The organism is Nonomuraea maheshkhaliensis, from assembly GCF_039529435.1.
In the GTDB taxonomy this organism is placed as follows: Bacteria; Actinomycetota; Actinomycetes; order Streptosporangiales; family Streptosporangiaceae; genus Nonomuraea; species Nonomuraea maheshkhaliensis.
In genome coordinates, this window is record NZ_BAAAMU010000186.1 from 1 (window position 1) to 15964 (window position 15964).

The following is a 15964-nucleotide window of genomic DNA, read 5'->3' on the forward strand; positions in this document are numbered from 1 at the left end:
CGCCCGCACGGCCCAGCGGGCGGGAGAAAAGCCGACCCCAGGTGCTATCCCTTGAGATGGCCAGCACGCCAGCCGCTACCGCGCTGGCCATCAGCACCGTGCCGACCAGGTCGGGCACGTGCTTCACGGTGCCGGGGGGGTGGGATAGCGCCGGGGCCGGCGCTGAGGGTGCCGCCGCCATTCCCGCGATGGCGGCGAGCGAGGCGGCGAACGAGATCGCGCCGCCCATGTCCTGCACCGGTCCGTCCTGAACAGGTGCATCCTGCACCGGTACGACCTGCACCGGTGTGTTCTGAACCGATATGTCCTGGACTGATCTGTCCTGAGACAGCGCATCCTGGACCGGTGTGTGCTGCTGAACCGGCCGTTCTCCCCGCGGCGCCTGCCGGGACGCGGCCGTGATGACCGCCGGCGCGTCCTGGCAGTTCAGGGCCGGGCCGAGCGCGAGCACGCTCGGCCGGCCGGGGGAGCCGGCCGGACGCCCCCGGCGCGCCACGGCCGCCGGAGCCGGTCGCCGGGGCCGTGTCACGGCCGTCGGGACCGGGGCGACCGGGTGCTCGCACAGAGGCGTCAACGTCATCGCGCCGTCACCGCGCTTCCCGCCACGTTCGGCACGCTGACGCAGACCATGCGTTCAGTCAGTCCCGCCCGCGGTCCCGCCGCACGAGGACGGGCCGGCCCCGCACCACCGGACACCGTACGTGCGACCTTGCCGGCGAGCGTGAGATGCTCGCCGCAGCGACGGCTCACCTTGACCTCCAGGCCGGCCACCTGGGCCAGCCGGAGACGCAGGGGCTCGAGCGACGACCGTCGTTCCAGGCCGTCGAGATCGGCCAGGCGGGCGGGCCAGCGCAGCGAATCCGCGCAGCGCGCCTCCACCTCGGCCGGCAGGTCCTCGGCTGGGAACCCGTCGTGACGGAGCCGGGTGGCGACCATGACGGCCGTGAACGCCGTCTTGTCGAAGTCGGCCAGCCGGCCCTTGAGCGCGGCGCCCAGCATCCTGACCCGGTGGCTCAGGCAGACCGCACTCCACCCGAGCAACAGCAGCCGGTCAGGGCCGGTCTCCGTGTGCCAGCCGGACAGTCGCAGCTCGCGGGCCATCCGGTGGTAGAAGCGCCAGCGGTGACGTGGGTCGTCCAGCCAGACCTGGACCCCGCCCAGCGGCAGGCTCGCGACGCGTACGCCGTCGCCGGCCAGCGGCCCGGCGACCCGGGCGCAGATGCGCTGGACGACGAGCTCCTGCCCGGTGGAGACCGGATCTTCCGTCAACCGGGAAGCGTCCGGGGTATCCATGGTCACGTCTGGCCACCTCCTTGCCGGGGATCTCTTCAGAACCCTTTGGCTGTTAAGCCTCAGTTACCACGTGCTCCGATAGTCTGCTTATGTGTGCGAGTATGTCAACTGACAGTTTGCGCATAAGTTGATACCTGCTCGCGTGGCAGAGCTTGCCCGCATGGCAGGGGACACTGGGGCTCGCGTCCCTTACGCTGAGAACGTTCACGGGCGGTAGGAGGTGTGCCGTGGCGAACTTCGCCGAGCGGCTCGATCTCGCGCTGACCAAGCGCGGCTTCACCGGCGCGCAGGTGGCCTCCGCCCTGACGGAGGCGGGCATCCCGATCACCCGCGCCTACGTCAGCCAGCTGCGCACGGGCAAGCAGACCAACCCGACGCTCCAGGTGCTGCGGGCCCTGGCCACCTGCCTTCAGGTGAGCGTCGGCTGGCTGGTCGGCGACGACTTCCTCGAGTCGGGCTCGGTCGAGGACCTGCAACTGCGGGCCGCCACCATCGGCCTGTCCGCCTCCGGCCTGTCAGAGGGCTCACTCACCGTGCTGCGCGGCGTGGTCGAGCTGGCCCGCAAGGCCGAGGGGCTGCCCGAGGAGCCCGAGCCCACGTCCGACATCCCCGAGGCGGTCGCGCCGCTGAGCGGGCCGCAGCGGCGGGCGCTGGGCAAGCGGCTGCACGGCCTGCGCCTGACCGCCGGGCTCTCCGCCGAGCAGGTCGAGACCGCGGTCGGCAAAGGCGCGGCGGCGATCCCCGCCATCGAGGAAGGCCGCATCGCGCCCGCGCCCATCACCGTCGAGCGCCTGCTGACCGTCTACGGCGTCTCCGTCCCGCCGATCCGCGAATACGTGCTCTCCCTGGCCAGGGGCGAGCGCGAGGCCGCCTGGTACGACGCCCAGTCGGTGCCCGTCTGGCTGGCCACCGGCTACGCGCTCGAACAGCGGGCCACCGTGATCCGCACCTACCACAACCAGTTCGTCCCGCCGCTGCTGCAGACCGAGGAGTACGCCAGGGCCGCCATCACCGTGGCCGGCCCGGCGACGCTCGGGCAGCAGACGGTCGAAGAGGCGCTCGCCCTCGTGCTGGCCCGCCAGGAGGCCGTGGCCCGCGAGAGCGGCGTGGTGGTGTGGGCCGTGATCGACGAGAGCGTGCTGACGCGCTCGATCGTCGGGCTGCACGTCCAGCTCCGCCAGCTTGAGGTGCTGATCGAGCACGCCAAGCGGCCCAACGTCTCGCTGCACGTGGTGCCGATGGAGGATCCCGCCTACGTGCCGCGCACCGGCCCGTTCACCCTCTGGCGCTTCGCCGAGGCGTTCGAGCCCGACGTCGCCTGCGCCCACGGCATCGAGTCCGACACGCTGCACACCGACTCGGCCGCGGTCGAGGCCTACCACCAGGCCTTCACCAAGCTGTCGGTGACGACGACCACCCGCGACGAGACGTTCGAGATGCTCAACCACCATCGCGAAAGGCTTTCGCGTTCGCTGGGGAAATGATCCGCTTCCCGCTTGGGAGATCATTTATGCGTCCGAATGGTGACGCACATATACCCAAAACCAATAGCTTTTCCGGTTGTCTTTCCCGGTGTAGCGAGGATCATATGGTCTGGGTCATCGAGTGGGGTCCGAAAGGACAACTTTTCCCGAGATAGTGGGCGAGGGGAAAGGGGCAACACTCAATGCGTCAGCGTGCCATCCGAAACTTGGCGAAGCTGGACATGACCCAAGCGAGGATCACCCGGATTCTCGACGCCGCCGCGGGTGGGAAGAACCACTTCGAGGCGGATCGAGACGCCGTGCGCCGCTACGACCTGGCCGCACCCGTCACGACGACGGCCGCGCGTGCTGTGCTCGGCTACTTGCGCCGTGTGGTCCGCCATCTGGCGGGCGCGGGCGTGGACCAGTTCGTCATCGTCGGGAGTGGCGTCCCGAGCGGCCTGCCGCCGGGCGGGCAGTTGCACGACGTGGCCCGTGACGCCGCGCGCGTCTCGGCGCCCCGCGTGGTCTATGTGGAGAACGACCCTATGGTGCTGGCCGGCGCCCGGGCCACGATCGAGCCCGTCACCGATCTCGTACGCGTCGTCGAAGGCGACATCCGCGAGATCGACGAGCTGCTCGACGACCGGGTCCTGCAGACGTTCCTCGACTGGGACCGGCCCGTGGCCGTGCTGCTGCTGTCGACCCACAGCCTGAACGACGACGAGTATTTCCATTACGTGATCAAGCGGATCAGACAGGCGGTTCAGGAAGGCAGTTACCTGTCATTGCTGCAGACCACGTTCGACGCCATTCCGCCGGAACTGCTGCCCGCCGTGCACGACCTGCTGGCGATGACGCTTCCCGGCCACGCGATCCGTACCAGGGAGGAGGTGGAGGCGTTGCTTCGAGGTCTCGTGCTGGTCGATCCGGGGTTGGTGTGGATTCCGGATTGGCGGCCCGACGGCCAGGACGCCGAGGGTGCGGAACAACCGGGCGCGTCCGGCGGCTACGGCGCCGTGGCGCGGATCCCCTGAGCCCGGTCGGGGGAGGCCCAGCCGGTGGGAGGCCCAGTCGCCGGAGGGCCGGTCCTGGGAGGCCCGGTCGTCGGCGGGTCAGTCCCACCAGAAGGACCAGGCGTGCGCCCCGATGATCTGCTCGGCGTAGCTCTGCAGATCCCCGGGGCCCTGAACGACGTTGTCCGGGCAGAACGTCCAGTGCTCGGCCGCCACCTGTAACGCGTGCTCGGCATCGACCGGTGGCGCCGCCACGCTCAGGTCGAGCGTGTTGAAGCCGACGCTCACCACCCGCGCCCCGAACCTGTCCTCCCAGCTGCGCACCACGGCCGCCATCGGCACCATCCACTCGTTGTGGTGCAGCGCCCCCTGCCAGCCCATGATCGTCAGCGCGTCCGCGCTCCTGCCCGCGGCGACCAGGCCGAGCGGCATCCCCTTGACCGCCAGCTCGCCCGCCAGCCAGTCCGCGACCGCCTCGGGGTCCGCCTTCAGCACGCCGGGGGCCGCCGGACCCGGGCAGATCGCGCCGTACGGCTCCAGCTCCTCCAGCGCGTCCTGCGGCATCTGGGCCACCCACTCCTGCCACACCTCGCTCATGAACCCCTCGGCGGTGAAGTGCTCGATCTGACGGGGATCGTCCGGGATGATCTGCCCGACCCCCCACGGCTGCGCCGACTCGTCCAGCAGCAGCGGCCACAGGCCGCTGTGCGGGTGCCACTCACGCATCAGCGTCCACGCGGTGCCGCTGACCGGCTCGTCGCTCATCCAGAACGCCGGCCGCGACGCCTCCCCGTGCCCGGTGTAGCCGGGGTCAGGCCAGACGACGTCACCGGGAGGCAGCTCCACGGGCAGCCGCCGCCCCTTGCCTCCGTCGGCGAACAGCTGGCACAGCTCGCGTGGCAGCCGGAGATCGCTCATGCCCTACCGTTCCGATACCGAACCCTGTCTCGGAGATGGTAGTGCCGACGGTCCCTTCAGCACCTGTGACAGGTCCTATCGCTCCCCTTACGGGGCAGAATGGTGAGCTGTGTTCCCCTTTGACGCGGTCCTCTCGGACCTCGACGGTGTGCTCCGCCACTTCGACCACGCGGCCCAGGCCGACATCGAGGCCCGTTACGGCCTGCCGCTGATGAAGACGGCCTTCGACCCCGAGCTGATCATGCCGCCCACGCTCGGCCGGGCCACCGAGGAGCAGTGGGCCGAGTCGATCGCCGTGGCGCTCGGCGGGGACGAGCGGGCCCGCGCGGCGGTGGCGGAGTTCATCCGGGTCGAGTTCTGGGTGGACGAGCAGGTCAGGGAGCTGCTGGCCAGGGCGCAGCAGCACGTGCCGGTGATCATCGTGACCAACGCCATGGACACCATGGAGGAGCACCTCGACCGGCTGGGGCTGACGTACTTCGCCGACGACGTGGTCAGCAGCGCCAGGGTCGGCGTGGCCAAGCCCGACCCGCGCATCTACGAGATCGCCGCCGAGCGGGCGGGGGTCGCGCCCGAGCGCTGCCTGTTCGTCGACGACCGGCTGCCGAACGTGGAGGCCGCCAGGGCGCTCGGAATGACCGGCGTCCACTATCGATCATTCCACGACCTGGCGGCGGTCCTCGGCTGACCGCGCAGCCCTGGCATGGTCTGGTTTGCTCTGGCCGGGCCCGGCCGGAGGCCGTACCCCGGCCGGTCAGCCTGTCTGGTCGGCGGCCATGTCGAAGAAGGCGCGCTCCAGCTCCACGGCCCGGCGGAACACGCCGAGCACCTCCTGGCGCCGTTCCTCCGCGAGGTCCGCGCCCAGTCGGTCGAGCTCGCCGCGCAGGAAGGCCACCCAGGCGCGGAACTCCTCGCCCTCGTGCAGCTCGATCCACTCCCGGTGCACGAAACGCTCGGGCAGCGGCTCACGGGCCCGTGAGGCCCAGCCCAGGTAGCACCACTCGGCCACGCACAACACCGTGGCGATGAGCAGGTAGTCCTGCGAGGCGCGCACCTCGTCCATCAACTGTCCGAACGCCGCCGTCACCGGTTCCGCCGGAGCGTCGGTGCTCCCGCCCAGCTCGGCCAGCGCCCGGTGGAAATAGGTCTTCTCCTCGGTGGTCGCCACCTGCCCGAGGAACCTCCCGTACGGCACCCGGGCCTCGAACGTGTCGGCGGCGCCCACCGCCGCCCCGAGCAGTGCCGTGAAGGAGTCGACGAACTGGAAGTCCTGCTCCAGATAGTGCCGCAGCGCCTCGTCGGGCACCGTTCCCTCGTTGATCGCCATCGCGAACGGGTGGGTCACCACCGCCGTCCACTCGGCCTCGCACTGCCGCCTGAGCCACTCGCTGAAGATTCGCTCACTCACGGCCCCGACTGTAACTCTCCTTCACCGGGTCGTTTCCGGCGCGGCTCGCGCCGACCGCGCCGGAAACCCCGAGTGACCGCCGCCCTCCACCGTGTTCCGGCGAGCTGCGCTTCCCGCCTGGCCGAGGGCGGCGGCGTCCGAGCGCCCTGTCAGTACCCGCCGTACGGATTCTGGGAGGACGACGGGGTTTTGGGAGCGCTCGTCCGGTGCCCCGACGGGTGCGTCGGGCTGCTTGACGGCGTGCCCGCCGCCCCGTTGGAACTCACCTTCGTGCCCTGCGGCGCGATCACGCCGATCAGGCCGTGCTTGGTGCCGTCGATGCCGGCGGAGAACCACAGCGAGCTCTCGCCGCCGGTGGCCGCGGTGCCGGGTTCGAGGTCCCACAGGCCGGGCAGCACGATCGGCCTGCCGTCGGAGTTCGTGAGCGCGCCGAGGTGCCGGTTGCGCTTGTACGCGTGCACGGTCCCGTCGCCGAAGTTGCCGATGAGCAGCGCGCCCGCGTACTGACGCCAGCCCTTGGGCGCGGCGGTGATGCCCCAGGGGGCGTTCAGCCCGACCCTGGAGATGCGCCCGGTCAGGCGGCCGGTGGCGTTGAAGCGGCTGACGAAGCCCTTGCCATTGCCGAAGGCCGGCTTGCCGGTGGCCGGGTCACGCAGGGCGTAGGACACCCAGACGCTGCCGTTGGCCACCGCGACGTTGTACGCGTTGTAGCCCTCGGGAAGTTCCCGGTCCCTGAACTGCCAGCTGGCCAGGCGGATGCGCCTGAAGTCCTCGTCGAAGGCGTGGATGCGTCCGCTGGCGAAGTCCGCCGCCAGCAGGAACGCCTCGTCGTCCTCAGTCTGGACGAGCTCCAGCCCCTTGTAGTCGGCGCCCCGGGTGAAGGCCGCGATGATCGCGTTGGCCGGGTCGACCTCCGCGTTCCATCCGGAGATCGCGCCGCTCGGGCTGGAGAAGATGAACGAGGCGGGCTTGCCCTTGACGGTGAAGCCTTCGCCCGGGTTGAACACCTGGCCCGTCGGGGCTCCGCCCGGAATGGCCACCTCTGTCTTCTCCTTCTTGCCCGTGCCGGAGTAGACGGTGGCGCTTCCGGTGCCGGTGTTCGACACCCAGAGTGTCTTGCCCATGGCCAGGCCCCAAGGGTTGACGACCTTGGGGTCGGTGACAGGGGCTTTGCCCTTGACGTCCGACACAAGGTTGATGACGTCGAATCGCGTCCTGGTGGTGGCGTGTGCGGGAGTGGTGAGAGTCGCTCCCAAGACGACCGCAACAGCGCAGAGTGTGATGATGCGTGGCCGCATCCGAGCCTCCTAGTTAGCGCTTGTGACGGGGGATACGCGGCGGGCAGGAGGCGGGTTCAGCCGGGGCCGGAATTGGCCGGACGGGAGTGTTCCGCGCCAGGCGGGGGAGATGCACCATCATGAACGTCCTGGGCATCGACATCGGCGGCTCCGGCATCAAGGGGGCCCCGGTCGACACGAAAGCCGGTGAGCTGCTGGAAGACCGGCTGCGTATCCCGACCCCCGAGCCGTCGTCACCCGACGCCGTGGCCCATGTCGTGGCCTCGATCGTCGAGCATTTCGGCTGGAAGGGGCGCGTCGGGGTGACCTTTCCCGGAGTCGTGGCGGACGGCGTGATCAAGTCCGCCGCGAACGTGGACCGCTCGTGGATCGGCGTGGACGCCGCCCGGCTGTTCGGCGGGGCCACGGTGCTCAACGACGCCGACGCCGCGGGCCTGGCCGAAATGCGGTTCGGGGAGGGGCGCGATCGGCGCGGGGTCGTTCTGGTGCTGACGTTCGGCACGGGCATCGGCAGCGCGCTGTTCGTGGACGGCGTGCTGGTGCCCAACACCGAGCTGGGGCACCTTGAGGTGCACGGCAAGGACGCCGAGCACCGGGCCTCCGCGCGCGCCCGTGAGGAGCACGAGCTGAGCTGGGAGAAGTGGGCCGGGCGGGTGCAGGAATACCTGCGGCACGTCGAGATGCTCTTCTCGCCCTCGCTGATCGTGATCGGGGGCGGGGTCAGCAAGAAGGCCGACAAGTTCCTGCCGCTCGTGCGCCTCGACACGCCGGTGGTGCCCGCGGGCCTGCAGAACGAGGCCGGCATCATCGGCGCCGCCCACGCCGCGGCCGAGAAGACGCCCAGCCGTACGAGGACGGCGGGCGGCGCGAGGACGACAGCGCGCCAGAAAGCGGCCGGCCGCGCCTGAGCGACCGGGTTCACGGGGGTGTCGACAGGGTGTCGGCCATCGCGGCGAGCTGGGTCACGAAGCTCTGGGCCTGGACCGGGTCCATGGCCGCGGTCATGCGGCGTTCGATCGCCGACACGTCGGCCCTGGCCGCTTCCAGGGCCCGCGCTCCCGCCTCCGTCAGGCGCGTGGGCAGCGCGCGTCCTGAGAGGGCCGTCGCGGGCCGCTCCACCAGCCCCGCCTCCTCCAGGCTCCGCAGCAGCACGTTCATCGACTGCCGGGTCACGAACGTCCCGCGCGCCAGCTCCGCGTTCGACAGCCCCGGCCACAGCCTGAGCTGCTCCAGGCACGAGTACTGCGGCGTGGTGAGCCCGTGCGGGCGCAGCGCGCCGTCCATGGCCGCCCGCAGGGCCGCCTGCGCCCGCTTGAGCTGGTAGCCGATGCTGCGGCCCAGGTCTTCTTGCGTCATGTCAACATTCTGACATATGCTCCTGAATGTCAAAGTCCTGACATCGAAAAGGGAGTGCCATGTCCGTCGCCGGAATCGACTTCGTCGCCCTGCAGGTCCGCGACCTCGCGAAGTCCGCCGAGTTCTACGAGAAGCGCCTGGGCCTGAAGCGGGCCCCCGGCGGCCCGCCGAACGCCGTCGTCTTCGCCGCCGAGCCCATCCCCTTCGCCGTCCGCGAACCGCTCCCCGGTGTGGAGCTGCCCGAGCGCCCCGGCACGGGCGTGGTGCTCTGGCTCGGGACGGCCGCGGCCGGGGACGCGCAGCGCCTGCACGACGACCTCCAGGCGGCCGGCGTGCCGATCGTGGCGCCGCCCGCCGACAGCCCCTTCGGGCGTACGTTCAGCTTCGCCGACCCCGACGGCTACGTGATCACCATTCACGATCGCTAGACTCGGCGATATTGAGATGCGAGCGGCCGCTCCCGTCGGGCACCATGGGCGGTTGGCTCCGAGGATGCGGAGCTCAAATATCCTGAAAGCAGTATGGGAACACCTTCCTTGTCCTCTCCGATAGCCGAGCTCCAATCCCGCCTGCCCGACCTCATGCCCCGCGACCAGCGGCGCCTGCGGCGCAGGCTCGACGGCATGCGCCGGGTCCGCTCCCGGGACACCCGGGACAAGATCGTCGCGGAGATCCTCGCCGACGTGGAGCGGGCCGAACAGCGGCTGGTACGGCGACGCGCGGCCGTACCGACCGTGACCTATCCAGAAAACCTGCCCGTTTCGCAGCGCAAGGACGACATCCTCGCGGCCATCCGCGACCACCAGGTCGTGATCATCGCCGGTGAGACGGGCTCCGGCAAGACCACCCAGATCCCCAAGATCTGCCTGGAGCTGGGCCGGGGCGTGCGCGGGCTGATCGGCCACACCCAGCCCCGCCGCATCGCCGCCCGCACGGTCGCCGAGCGCATCGCGGAAGAGCTCGGCACCGGCCTCGGCGAGGTGGTCGGCTACAAGGTCCGCTTCACCGACCAGGCGAGCGAGCGCACCCTGGTCAAGCTCATGACCGACGGCATCCTGCTGGCCGAGCTGCAGAACGACCGCATGCTCGACCAGTACGACACGCTGATCATCGACGAGGCCCACGAACGCAGCCTCAACATCGACTTCATCCTCGGCTACGTCAAGCAGCTGCTGCCCAAGCGCCCCGACCTCAAGGTGATCATCACCAGCGCGACCATCGACCCCGAGCGCTTCTCCCGCCACTTCGACGACGCGCCGATCATCGAGGTGTCCGGCCGCACCTACCCGGTCGAGGTGCGTTACCGGCCGCTGGCCGACGACGACGACCAGACGCAGGGCATCGTCGACGCCTGCCGCGAGCTGATCAGTGAGGGCCCCGGCGACATCCTGGTGTTCCTGTCGGGCGAGCGGGAGATCCGCGACGCCGCCGACGCGCTGGGCAAGGCCCAGCTGCGCAACACGGAGGTGCTGCCGCTCTACGCCCGGCTCAGCGCCGCCGAGCAGCACCGCGTCTTCCAGCGCCACACCGGCCGCCGCGTCGTGCTGGCCACCAACGTGGCCGAGACCTCGCTCACCGTCCCCGGCATCAAATACGTGGTCGATCCCGGTTTCGCGCGCATCTCCCGCTACAGCCACCGCACCAAGGTCCAGCGCCTGCCCATCGAGCCGATCTCACAGGCCAGCGCCAACCAGCGCAAGGGCCGCTCGGGGCGCACCTCCGACGGCATCTGCATCCGGCTTTACGAGGAGGAGGACTTCCTCAACCGGCCGGAGTTCACCGACCCCGAGATCCTGCGCACCAACCTGGCCTCCGTCATCCTCCAGATGACCTCGATCGGGCTCGGCGACATCGAGGCGTTCCCGTTCGTCGAGCCGCCGGACCGCCGCCAGGTGAAGGACGGCGTCAACCTGCTCCACGAGCTGGGCGCGTTCGACGCCCACGGCAACCTCACCGGCGTCGGCCGCAAGCTGGCCCAGCTGCCGGTCGACCCGCGCCTGGGCCGTATGGTGCTCGAAGCCGAGAAGAACGGCTGCCTGCGCGAGGTCATGGTGATCGCCGCCGCGCTGTCCATCCAGGACCCGCGCGAGCGGCCCGCCGACAAGCAGCAGCAGGCCGACGAGAAGCACCGCCGCTTCGTCGACCCCGAGTCCGACTTCATGGCCTACCTCAACCTGTGGAACTACCTGCGCGACAAGCAGAAGGAGCTGTCGTCCAGCGCGTTCCGGCGGCTGTGCAAGTCCGAGTTCCTCAACTACCTGCGCGTACGCGAGTGGCAGGACATCTACAGCCAGATACGCCAGTCTCTCGGGGCCCAGCCCAACAGCCAGCCGGCGCCGCCGTACCAGGTGCACGTGTCCCTGCTCGTCGGGTTGCTGTCGCACATCGGCGTCAAGGACGTCATCGACAAGCAGCGCGGCCAGGACGGCCGCAGGCCGATCCAGGAATACCTCGGCGCCCGCAACGCCCGCTTCGCCGTCTTCCCCGGCTCCACGCTGGCCAAGAAGCAGCCGCAGTGGCTCATGTCGGCCGAACTGGTCGAGACCTCGCGCCTCTGGGCCAGGGTCAACGCCAAGATCGAGCCCGACTGGGTCGAGCCGCTCGCGCAACACCTGGTCAAACGCAGCTACTCCGAGCCCCACTGGGAGAAGAACCAGGGCGCCGTGATCGCCCTGGAGAAGGTCACCCTCTACGGCGTGCCGCTCGTGGTCGGGCGCAAGGTCAACTACGGCCGCATCGACCCCGATCTGTCGCGTGAGCTGTTCATCAGGCACGCGCTGGTCGAAGGCGACTGGGACACCCACCACAGGTTCCTCAAGGACAACCGCCGGCTGCTCGGCGAGGTCGAGGAGCTGGAAAACCGGGCCCGCCGCCGCGACATCATGGTCGACGACGAGGCGCTCTACGACTTCTACGACCAGCGGGTGCCGGCCGACGTGGTCTCCGCCCGCCACTTCGACTCCTGGTGGAAGAAGGCCGGCAAGGAGCAGCCCGACCTGCTCGCGTTCTCGCCCGAGATGCTGGTCAACGAGGGTGCCGACATCAGCGCCCGCGACTACCCCGACACCTGGAAACAGCTCGGCCAGCGGATGAAGCTGACCTACCAGTTCGAGCCCGGGGCCGACGCCGACGGCGTCACCGTCCACGTGCCGCTCCAGGTGCTCAACCAGGTCAACTCCGACGGCTTCGACTGGCAGATCCCCGGGCTGCGCGAAGAGCTCATCACCGCGCTCATCCGGTCGCTGCCCAAGCACCTGCGCCGCAACTTCGTCCCCGCCCCCAACTACGCCAAGCAGGTGCTCGCGGGGGTCGCGCAGGGTGGGGAGCCGCTGCTGGCGGCCGTGGAGCGCGAGCTGCTGCGGCTCACCGGCGTCCGCGTGCCGCGCGAGGCGTGGCAGCTCGACCAGGTGCCCGACCACCTGCGGATCACCTACCGGGTGATCGACGAGCGCAAGCGCACGGTGGCCGAGGACAAAGACCTCGACGCGCTCAAGCGCCGCCTCGCGCCGCGCCTGCGCCAGACACTCTCCCAGGCCGGCGACGACCTGGAGCAGACCGGCCTGCACACGTGGAGCTTCGGCACCCTGCCCAAGGTGTTCGAGCAGGGCCGGATGAAGGGTTATCCGGCGCTGGTGGACGCGGGCGACTCGGTCTCCATCAAGATCTTCGAGACGCAGGCCGAGCAGCGCCGCTCCCACTGGCCCGGCGTGCGCCGCCTGCTGATGCTCAACGTCACCAACCCCGCCAAGTCCCTGCTCGGCGGCCTGTCCAACCAGGCCAAGCTGGCGCTGTCACGCAGCCCGCACGGCGGCGCGGTGGCGCTGTTCGACGACGTGGTCAACGCGGCGGTCGACAAGCTGATGCTCGACGTGGGCGGCCCCGCCTGGGACCCGGTCGGTTTCGACCGCCTCTACCAGCATGTGCGGGCCCACCTCTACGACACGGCACGCGACGTGCTGGCCAGGGTGGAGCAGATTCTCAGCGTCTGGCACGAGGCGGGCGCCCGCCTTGACGCGCTGCGGCCGAGCGCGGCCACCGACGACGTACGCGACCAGCTCGGCAGGCTCGTGTTCGCCGGTTTCGTCACGGCTACGGGCAGCCGCCGGCTGCCGGACATCCTGCGCTATCTGCGGGCCATCGACCGCCGCCTGTCGAAGCTCCCCGAGGAGCCGTGGCGGGATCAGGAGTGGATGGACCGCGTGCACAAGGTCGAGGACGACTATGAGGATGTGCTGGGCAAACTGCATCCGGCGCGGCGTACGGATCCGGACGTGGTGGAGATCCGGTGGATGATCGAGGAGTTGCGGGTGAGCTTCTTCGCCCAGACGCTCGGCACCCCGACCCCCGTGTCGGAGAAGCGGATCGCGAAGGCGATGGAGAAGCTCACCCCATGAACAGCGAGGTGTCGAGCTCGTAGTCGACGGGAGAGGGCAACCCGAGCGGCTTTCCCAGGGGCACGGAGGTGATGGTGCGACTCGAACCGGCCTTCGCATCGCGCTCCGGCCGCGTGAAATGATCCTGCTTGGAGGTATTGCCGGACTTGTCCGGTGAAGGGATCAGGGGGAGCGATGGTCAAGGCAGTGGTGTTCGACGTCGGCGAGACGTTGATCAGCGAGGCGCGCATCTGGTCACGCTGGGCCGAGCGGCTCGGCGTCAGCCACTTCCTGCTGATGGGCGCGCTCGGCGGCATGGCCGCCCTGGACCGCCCGCACAGCGACGCCTTCCACCTCGTCCGCCCCGGCGTGGACCTCGTCGCCGAGGAGGCCGCCTGGGAGCGGGACGACCCCGGCGGGCTGCGTAACCACTTCGACGCCGACGACCTCTATCCCGACGTGCGCGAGGCGCTGGCCGCCATCCGCGCGGCCGGATACCAGGTGATCATCGCCGGTAACCAGCCGCGCCGCGCCTTCGACGCGCTGGTGGCCATGGACCTGCCCGCCGACTCCGTGCACACCTCCGACGGATGGGGCGTGGCCAAGCCCGATCCCGGCTTCTTCGCCAAGGTGGCGGCGGTGGCGGGGCGCGAGCCGGCCGAGATCCTCTACGTGGGCGACCGGCTCGACAACGACGTGCTCCCGGCCGCCGCGGCGGGCATGCGGACCGCGCTGCTGCGCCGCGGCCCCTGGGGGTTCCTGCACGCCGAGCGCCCGCAGGCGCGGGCCGCCGACGTGATCGCCGACGACCTGCACGCGATCCTGCCCGCCCTGCGGCTCATGTGAGGGTTTCGTCGGGGTCGATGCGGATCGCGCGCTCCTCCGCCGACAGGTCGTCGGCGTCGCCGTTCACGTCCTCCCCGATCTCCTCGTCTTCCGTGTCCGGTTCGAGCCCCTCGTCCGGCTGGGTCAGCCGGTACTTGGGGCGAGGCGCACGCAGCCTTTCCGGGGCCTCACGCCGCAGTCGTTCGTCGAGGGTGTCCCGGTGCTGGGGGTCGTCCTCGACGATCTCGTGGCGCCGGCCGAGATCGTCGGTCCACTCAGCGACCTCGATCTCCTGCTCGTCGCTCATCCCGTACCGGTTCGGAGGTAGTTCGGTCATGAATGACCCCTACCCTGGGTACGGGCCGGAATCCTAGAACTTGTTCTCTCCCAGCGCCTCGGACAGCTCTTCCTTGTCCATCCGCGACCGGCCGGGGATGTCGGCCCGACGCGCCTGCTCGTACAGCTCGGCCTTGGAGGGCTCGGCGGGGGAGCCGAGCGCGGCCAGTTCCTCGGCCCTGCGCTGCTCGAACGCGGTGCCGAGCCGCTCCAGCTCCGCCGCGTCGGCCGAGCTTCCAAGCGCGGGCAGGAGCTTGGTCTCCTCCTCCTCGACGTGGTGGTTGATCGACTCGATGAGGTCGTCGAGCGCCTTGTCGAACTCCGTGGTGCCGGGCCGGGCCCGGACCAGGGAGTCGAGCAGGATCTCGGCCTCCTTGTGCTCCTCGACGCTGTGATGGGCGTCGATGCCCGGATAGACCCGGTCCTCCTCGGCCCGCGCGTGCGCGATCAGGAGGGCGCGCAGCTCGGCGACCATGGCGTGCTGGTCGCCCTCCTTCTTCTTGAGCCGGTCGAACAGACCTTCCACGACCCTGTGGTCCTGCGTGATGAGAGTGATGACGTCAGCCATGGGGTCGCTCGCTACCCCGGCGTTCATCGTCCAATCGCGGAACCGACGAGCGAACGGGGGTCGGCGGCCCCGGCCAGCATGCCGTCCGGGCGCACGTCGATCACGTGGGCGTGGCCGAACGAGCTCCCGTACGGCAGCGCCGCCACCCGGTGCCCGAGCGCCCCGAGGCCGTCGGCCCAGCTCCCGCCCTCCTCCAGGTCGAGCACGGCGTCGTCGGGCGCCTCCCAGGTGTCGAACCCGGTGCCGCCGGTGCCGAGCCGCCAGCGCGGGGCGGCCAGGGCCGGGCCAGGTTGCTCGCCGTGCCGCAGCAGGCGGGTGATGACCTGAAGCAGGATCTGCGGCTGGGCGTCGCCGCCCATCGTGCCGGCGACCGCCCTGAGCGTGCCGTCGCGGCGGGTGATCAGCGCGGGGGTGAGCGTGTGGGGCGGACGCCGGCCTGGCCCGTACTCGGCGGGATGGCCGGGTTTGAGGGAGAAGCCGATGCCGCGGTTGTGGAGATTGATCCCGGTACGGGGTTCGAACAACATGCTGCCGAACCCGGACGCGTTCGACTGGATCAGCGACACGCCCATGCCGTCACCGTCGACCGCGCACAGGTAGGTCGTGTCGCCCTGCTCGGCGGGAGCGCGCAGCCGCAGCCGGGAACGGGGGTCGACGAGCGCCCGCCGCCGCGCGATCTCGTCGCGGTCGAGCAGGTCCTTGGCGCCCTCGTGCAGCAGGTCGAGCCGGTCGTGGCCGGCCACCCTCGCGGCCTCGGCCAGCAGATGGGCCCAGGCGGGATGGTGCGGTGAATCGGGCAGGTCGAGGCCGTCGGCGATGGCCAGCGACATCAGCAGCAGGTAGCCCTGGGAGTTGGGCGGCATCGACCAGACGTCGTGACCGTACGCGCGCGTCTTCAGCGGCTCGACCCAGTCGGCGCCCGGCGCGGCCAGGTCGGCCTCGGAGTATTCGCCCGCGCCCAGGTCGATCAGGCCCTGCCCGAACTCGCCCAGGTAGAAGCCGTCACGGCCGCGCTCGGCCGCCGCCCGCAGCGCGCGGGCCACACCCGGCCTGGTCAGGCGGTCGCCCGCGGCGCGCACGCCGGCGAAGTCGGAGCCGCCCGGCCGCCTG

16 protein-coding genes are annotated in these 15964 nt (G+C 70.4%); 7 read left to right on the forward strand and 9 right to left on the reverse strand.

The features are described from left to right. A partial coding sequence (locus tag ABFX54_RS52820; RefSeq protein WP_346114868.1) for a hypothetical protein occupies positions 1-451 on the reverse strand: 451 nt, incomplete at its 3' end. 125 nt (positions 452-576) lie between these two features. After that, the gene (locus ABFX54_RS52825; RefSeq protein WP_346114870.1) at positions 577-1299 is read right to left on the reverse strand and encodes a hypothetical protein; all 723 of its coding nucleotides are present in this window, start codon (positions 1297-1299) and stop codon (positions 577-579) included. Between the two features lie 221 nt (positions 1300-1520). Between ABFX54_RS52825 and ABFX54_RS52830 the strand changes: the two genes are divergently transcribed. Together ABFX54_RS52830 and ABFX54_RS52835 are read left to right on the forward strand one after the other, a co-directional pair. After that, positions 1521-2777 carry a Scr1 family TA system antitoxin-like transcriptional regulator gene (locus ABFX54_RS52830; RefSeq protein WP_346114871.1) on the forward strand — a complete coding sequence of 419 codons (1257 nt, stop codon included), beginning with the start codon at positions 1521-1523 and terminating at the stop codon, positions 2775-2777. A gap of 221 nt (positions 2778-2998) precedes the next feature. Next, a complete protein-coding gene (locus ABFX54_RS52835; protein ID WP_346114873.1) occupies positions 2999-3793 on the forward strand; it encodes an SAM-dependent methyltransferase in 795 nt (264 codons plus the stop codon). A gap of 78 nt (positions 3794-3871) precedes the next feature. On the opposite strand, the gene ABFX54_RS52840 is transcribed toward ABFX54_RS52835, so the two are convergent. Next, complete coding sequence (locus ABFX54_RS52840; protein WP_346114875.1) at positions 3872-4690, reverse strand: DUF4253 domain-containing protein; 819 nt, start codon at positions 4688-4690, stop codon at positions 3872-3874. Between the two features lie 109 nt (positions 4691-4799). Here ABFX54_RS52840 and ABFX54_RS52845 point away from each other — a divergent pair, with 109 nt between their 5' ends. Continuing rightward, complete coding sequence (locus ABFX54_RS52845; RefSeq protein WP_346114876.1) at positions 4800-5378, forward strand: HAD family hydrolase; 579 nt, start codon at positions 4800-4802, stop codon at positions 5376-5378. A gap of 66 nt (positions 5379-5444) precedes the next feature. On the opposite strand, the gene ABFX54_RS52850 is transcribed toward ABFX54_RS52845, so the two are convergent. Continuing rightward, positions 5445-6098 carry a TenA family protein gene (locus ABFX54_RS52850; RefSeq protein ID WP_346114878.1) on the reverse strand — a complete coding sequence of 218 codons (654 nt, stop codon included), beginning with the start codon at positions 6096-6098 and terminating at the stop codon, positions 5445-5447. Positions 6099-6247: 149 nt separating this feature from the next. Next, entirely contained in the window at positions 6248-7396 is a 1149-nt protein-coding gene (locus ABFX54_RS52855; RefSeq protein ID WP_346114879.1) for a TIGR03118 family protein, read from the reverse strand. Positions 7397-7515: 119 nt separating this feature from the next. On the opposite strand from ABFX54_RS52855, the gene ppgK reads away from it, so the two are divergent. Next, positions 7516-8304, forward strand: a complete 789-nt coding sequence (ppgK, locus tag ABFX54_RS52860; protein ID WP_346114880.1) for a polyphosphate--glucose phosphotransferase — start codon at positions 7516-7518, stop codon at positions 8302-8304. A 10-nt stretch (positions 8305-8314) separates the two neighbouring features. On the opposite strand, the gene ABFX54_RS52865 is transcribed toward ppgK, so the two are convergent. Further along, positions 8315-8752, reverse strand: coding sequence for a MarR family winged helix-turn-helix transcriptional regulator (locus tag ABFX54_RS52865; RefSeq protein ID WP_346114881.1), 438 nt, complete (start codon positions 8750-8752; stop codon positions 8315-8317). A 59-nt stretch (positions 8753-8811) separates the two neighbouring features. Between ABFX54_RS52865 and ABFX54_RS52870 the strand changes: the two genes are divergently transcribed. The 3 genes from ABFX54_RS52870 (at position 8812) to ABFX54_RS52880 (ending at position 13971) form a co-directional block, all read left to right on the forward strand. Further along, complete coding sequence (locus ABFX54_RS52870; RefSeq protein WP_346114882.1) at positions 8812-9180, forward strand: VOC family protein; 369 nt, start codon at positions 8812-8814, stop codon at positions 9178-9180. A gap of 93 nt (positions 9181-9273) precedes the next feature. After that, entirely contained in the window at positions 9274-13146 is a 3873-nt protein-coding gene (gene hrpA, locus ABFX54_RS52875) for an ATP-dependent RNA helicase HrpA (RefSeq protein ID WP_346114883.1), read from the forward strand. A gap of 174 nt (positions 13147-13320) precedes the next feature. Then, positions 13321-13971 carry an HAD family hydrolase gene (locus ABFX54_RS52880; protein ID WP_346114884.1) on the forward strand — a complete coding sequence of 217 codons (651 nt, stop codon included), beginning with the start codon at positions 13321-13323 and terminating at the stop codon, positions 13969-13971. Here ABFX54_RS52880 and ABFX54_RS52885 read toward each other — a convergent pair. The 3 genes from ABFX54_RS52885 to ABFX54_RS52895 form a co-directional block, all read right to left on the reverse strand. Then, positions 13964-14287 carry a DUF5709 domain-containing protein gene (locus tag ABFX54_RS52885; protein WP_346114885.1) on the reverse strand — a complete coding sequence of 108 codons (324 nt, stop codon included), beginning with the start codon at positions 14285-14287 and terminating at the stop codon, positions 13964-13966. The two genes, ABFX54_RS52880 and ABFX54_RS52885, sit on opposite strands and share 8 nt — an antisense overlap. A 33-nt stretch (positions 14288-14320) precedes the next feature. Continuing rightward, positions 14321-14854 (reverse strand): hemerythrin domain-containing protein, encoded by a 534-nt coding sequence (locus ABFX54_RS52890; protein WP_346114886.1) that lies wholly within the window; start codon positions 14852-14854, stop codon positions 14321-14323. A 23-nt stretch (positions 14855-14877) separates the two neighbouring features. Continuing rightward, a partial coding sequence (locus ABFX54_RS52895; RefSeq protein WP_346114888.1) for a gamma-glutamyltransferase occupies positions 14878-15964 on the reverse strand: 1087 nt, incomplete at its 5' end.

Excerpts from the sequence above, each read along its gene's own strand:
- ABFX54_RS52840 (WP_346114875.1), bottom strand. The coding sequence starts at position 4,690 with ATGAGCGATCTCCGGCTGCCACGCGAGCTGTGCCAGCTGTTCGCCGAC.
- hrpA (WP_346114883.1), top strand. The coding sequence starts at position 9,274 with ATGGGAACACCTTCCTTGTCCTCTCCGATAGCCGAGCTCCAATCCCGC.
- ppgK (WP_346114880.1), top strand. The coding sequence starts at position 7,516 with ATGAACGTCCTGGGCATCGACATCGGCGGCTCCGGCATCAAGGGGGCC.
- ABFX54_RS52880 (WP_346114884.1), top strand. The coding sequence starts at position 13,321 with ATGGTCAAGGCAGTGGTGTTCGACGTCGGCGAGACGTTGATCAGCGAG.
- ABFX54_RS52890 (WP_346114886.1), bottom strand. The coding sequence starts at position 14,854 with ATGGCTGACGTCATCACTCTCATCACGCAGGACCACAGGGTCGTGGAA.
- ABFX54_RS52835 (WP_346114873.1), top strand. The coding sequence starts at position 2,999 with ATGACCCAAGCGAGGATCACCCGGATTCTCGACGCCGCCGCGGGTGGG.
- ABFX54_RS52870 (WP_346114882.1), top strand. The coding sequence starts at position 8,812 with ATGTCCGTCGCCGGAATCGACTTCGTCGCCCTGCAGGTCCGCGACCTC.
- ABFX54_RS52885 (WP_346114885.1), bottom strand. The coding sequence starts at position 14,287 with ATGACCGAACTACCTCCGAACCGGTACGGGATGAGCGACGAGCAGGAG.
- ABFX54_RS52865 (WP_346114881.1), bottom strand. The coding sequence starts at position 8,752 with ATGACGCAAGAAGACCTGGGCCGCAGCATCGGCTACCAGCTCAAGCGG.
- ABFX54_RS52855 (WP_346114879.1), bottom strand. The coding sequence starts at position 7,396 with ATGCGGCCACGCATCATCACACTCTGCGCTGTTGCGGTCGTCTTGGGA.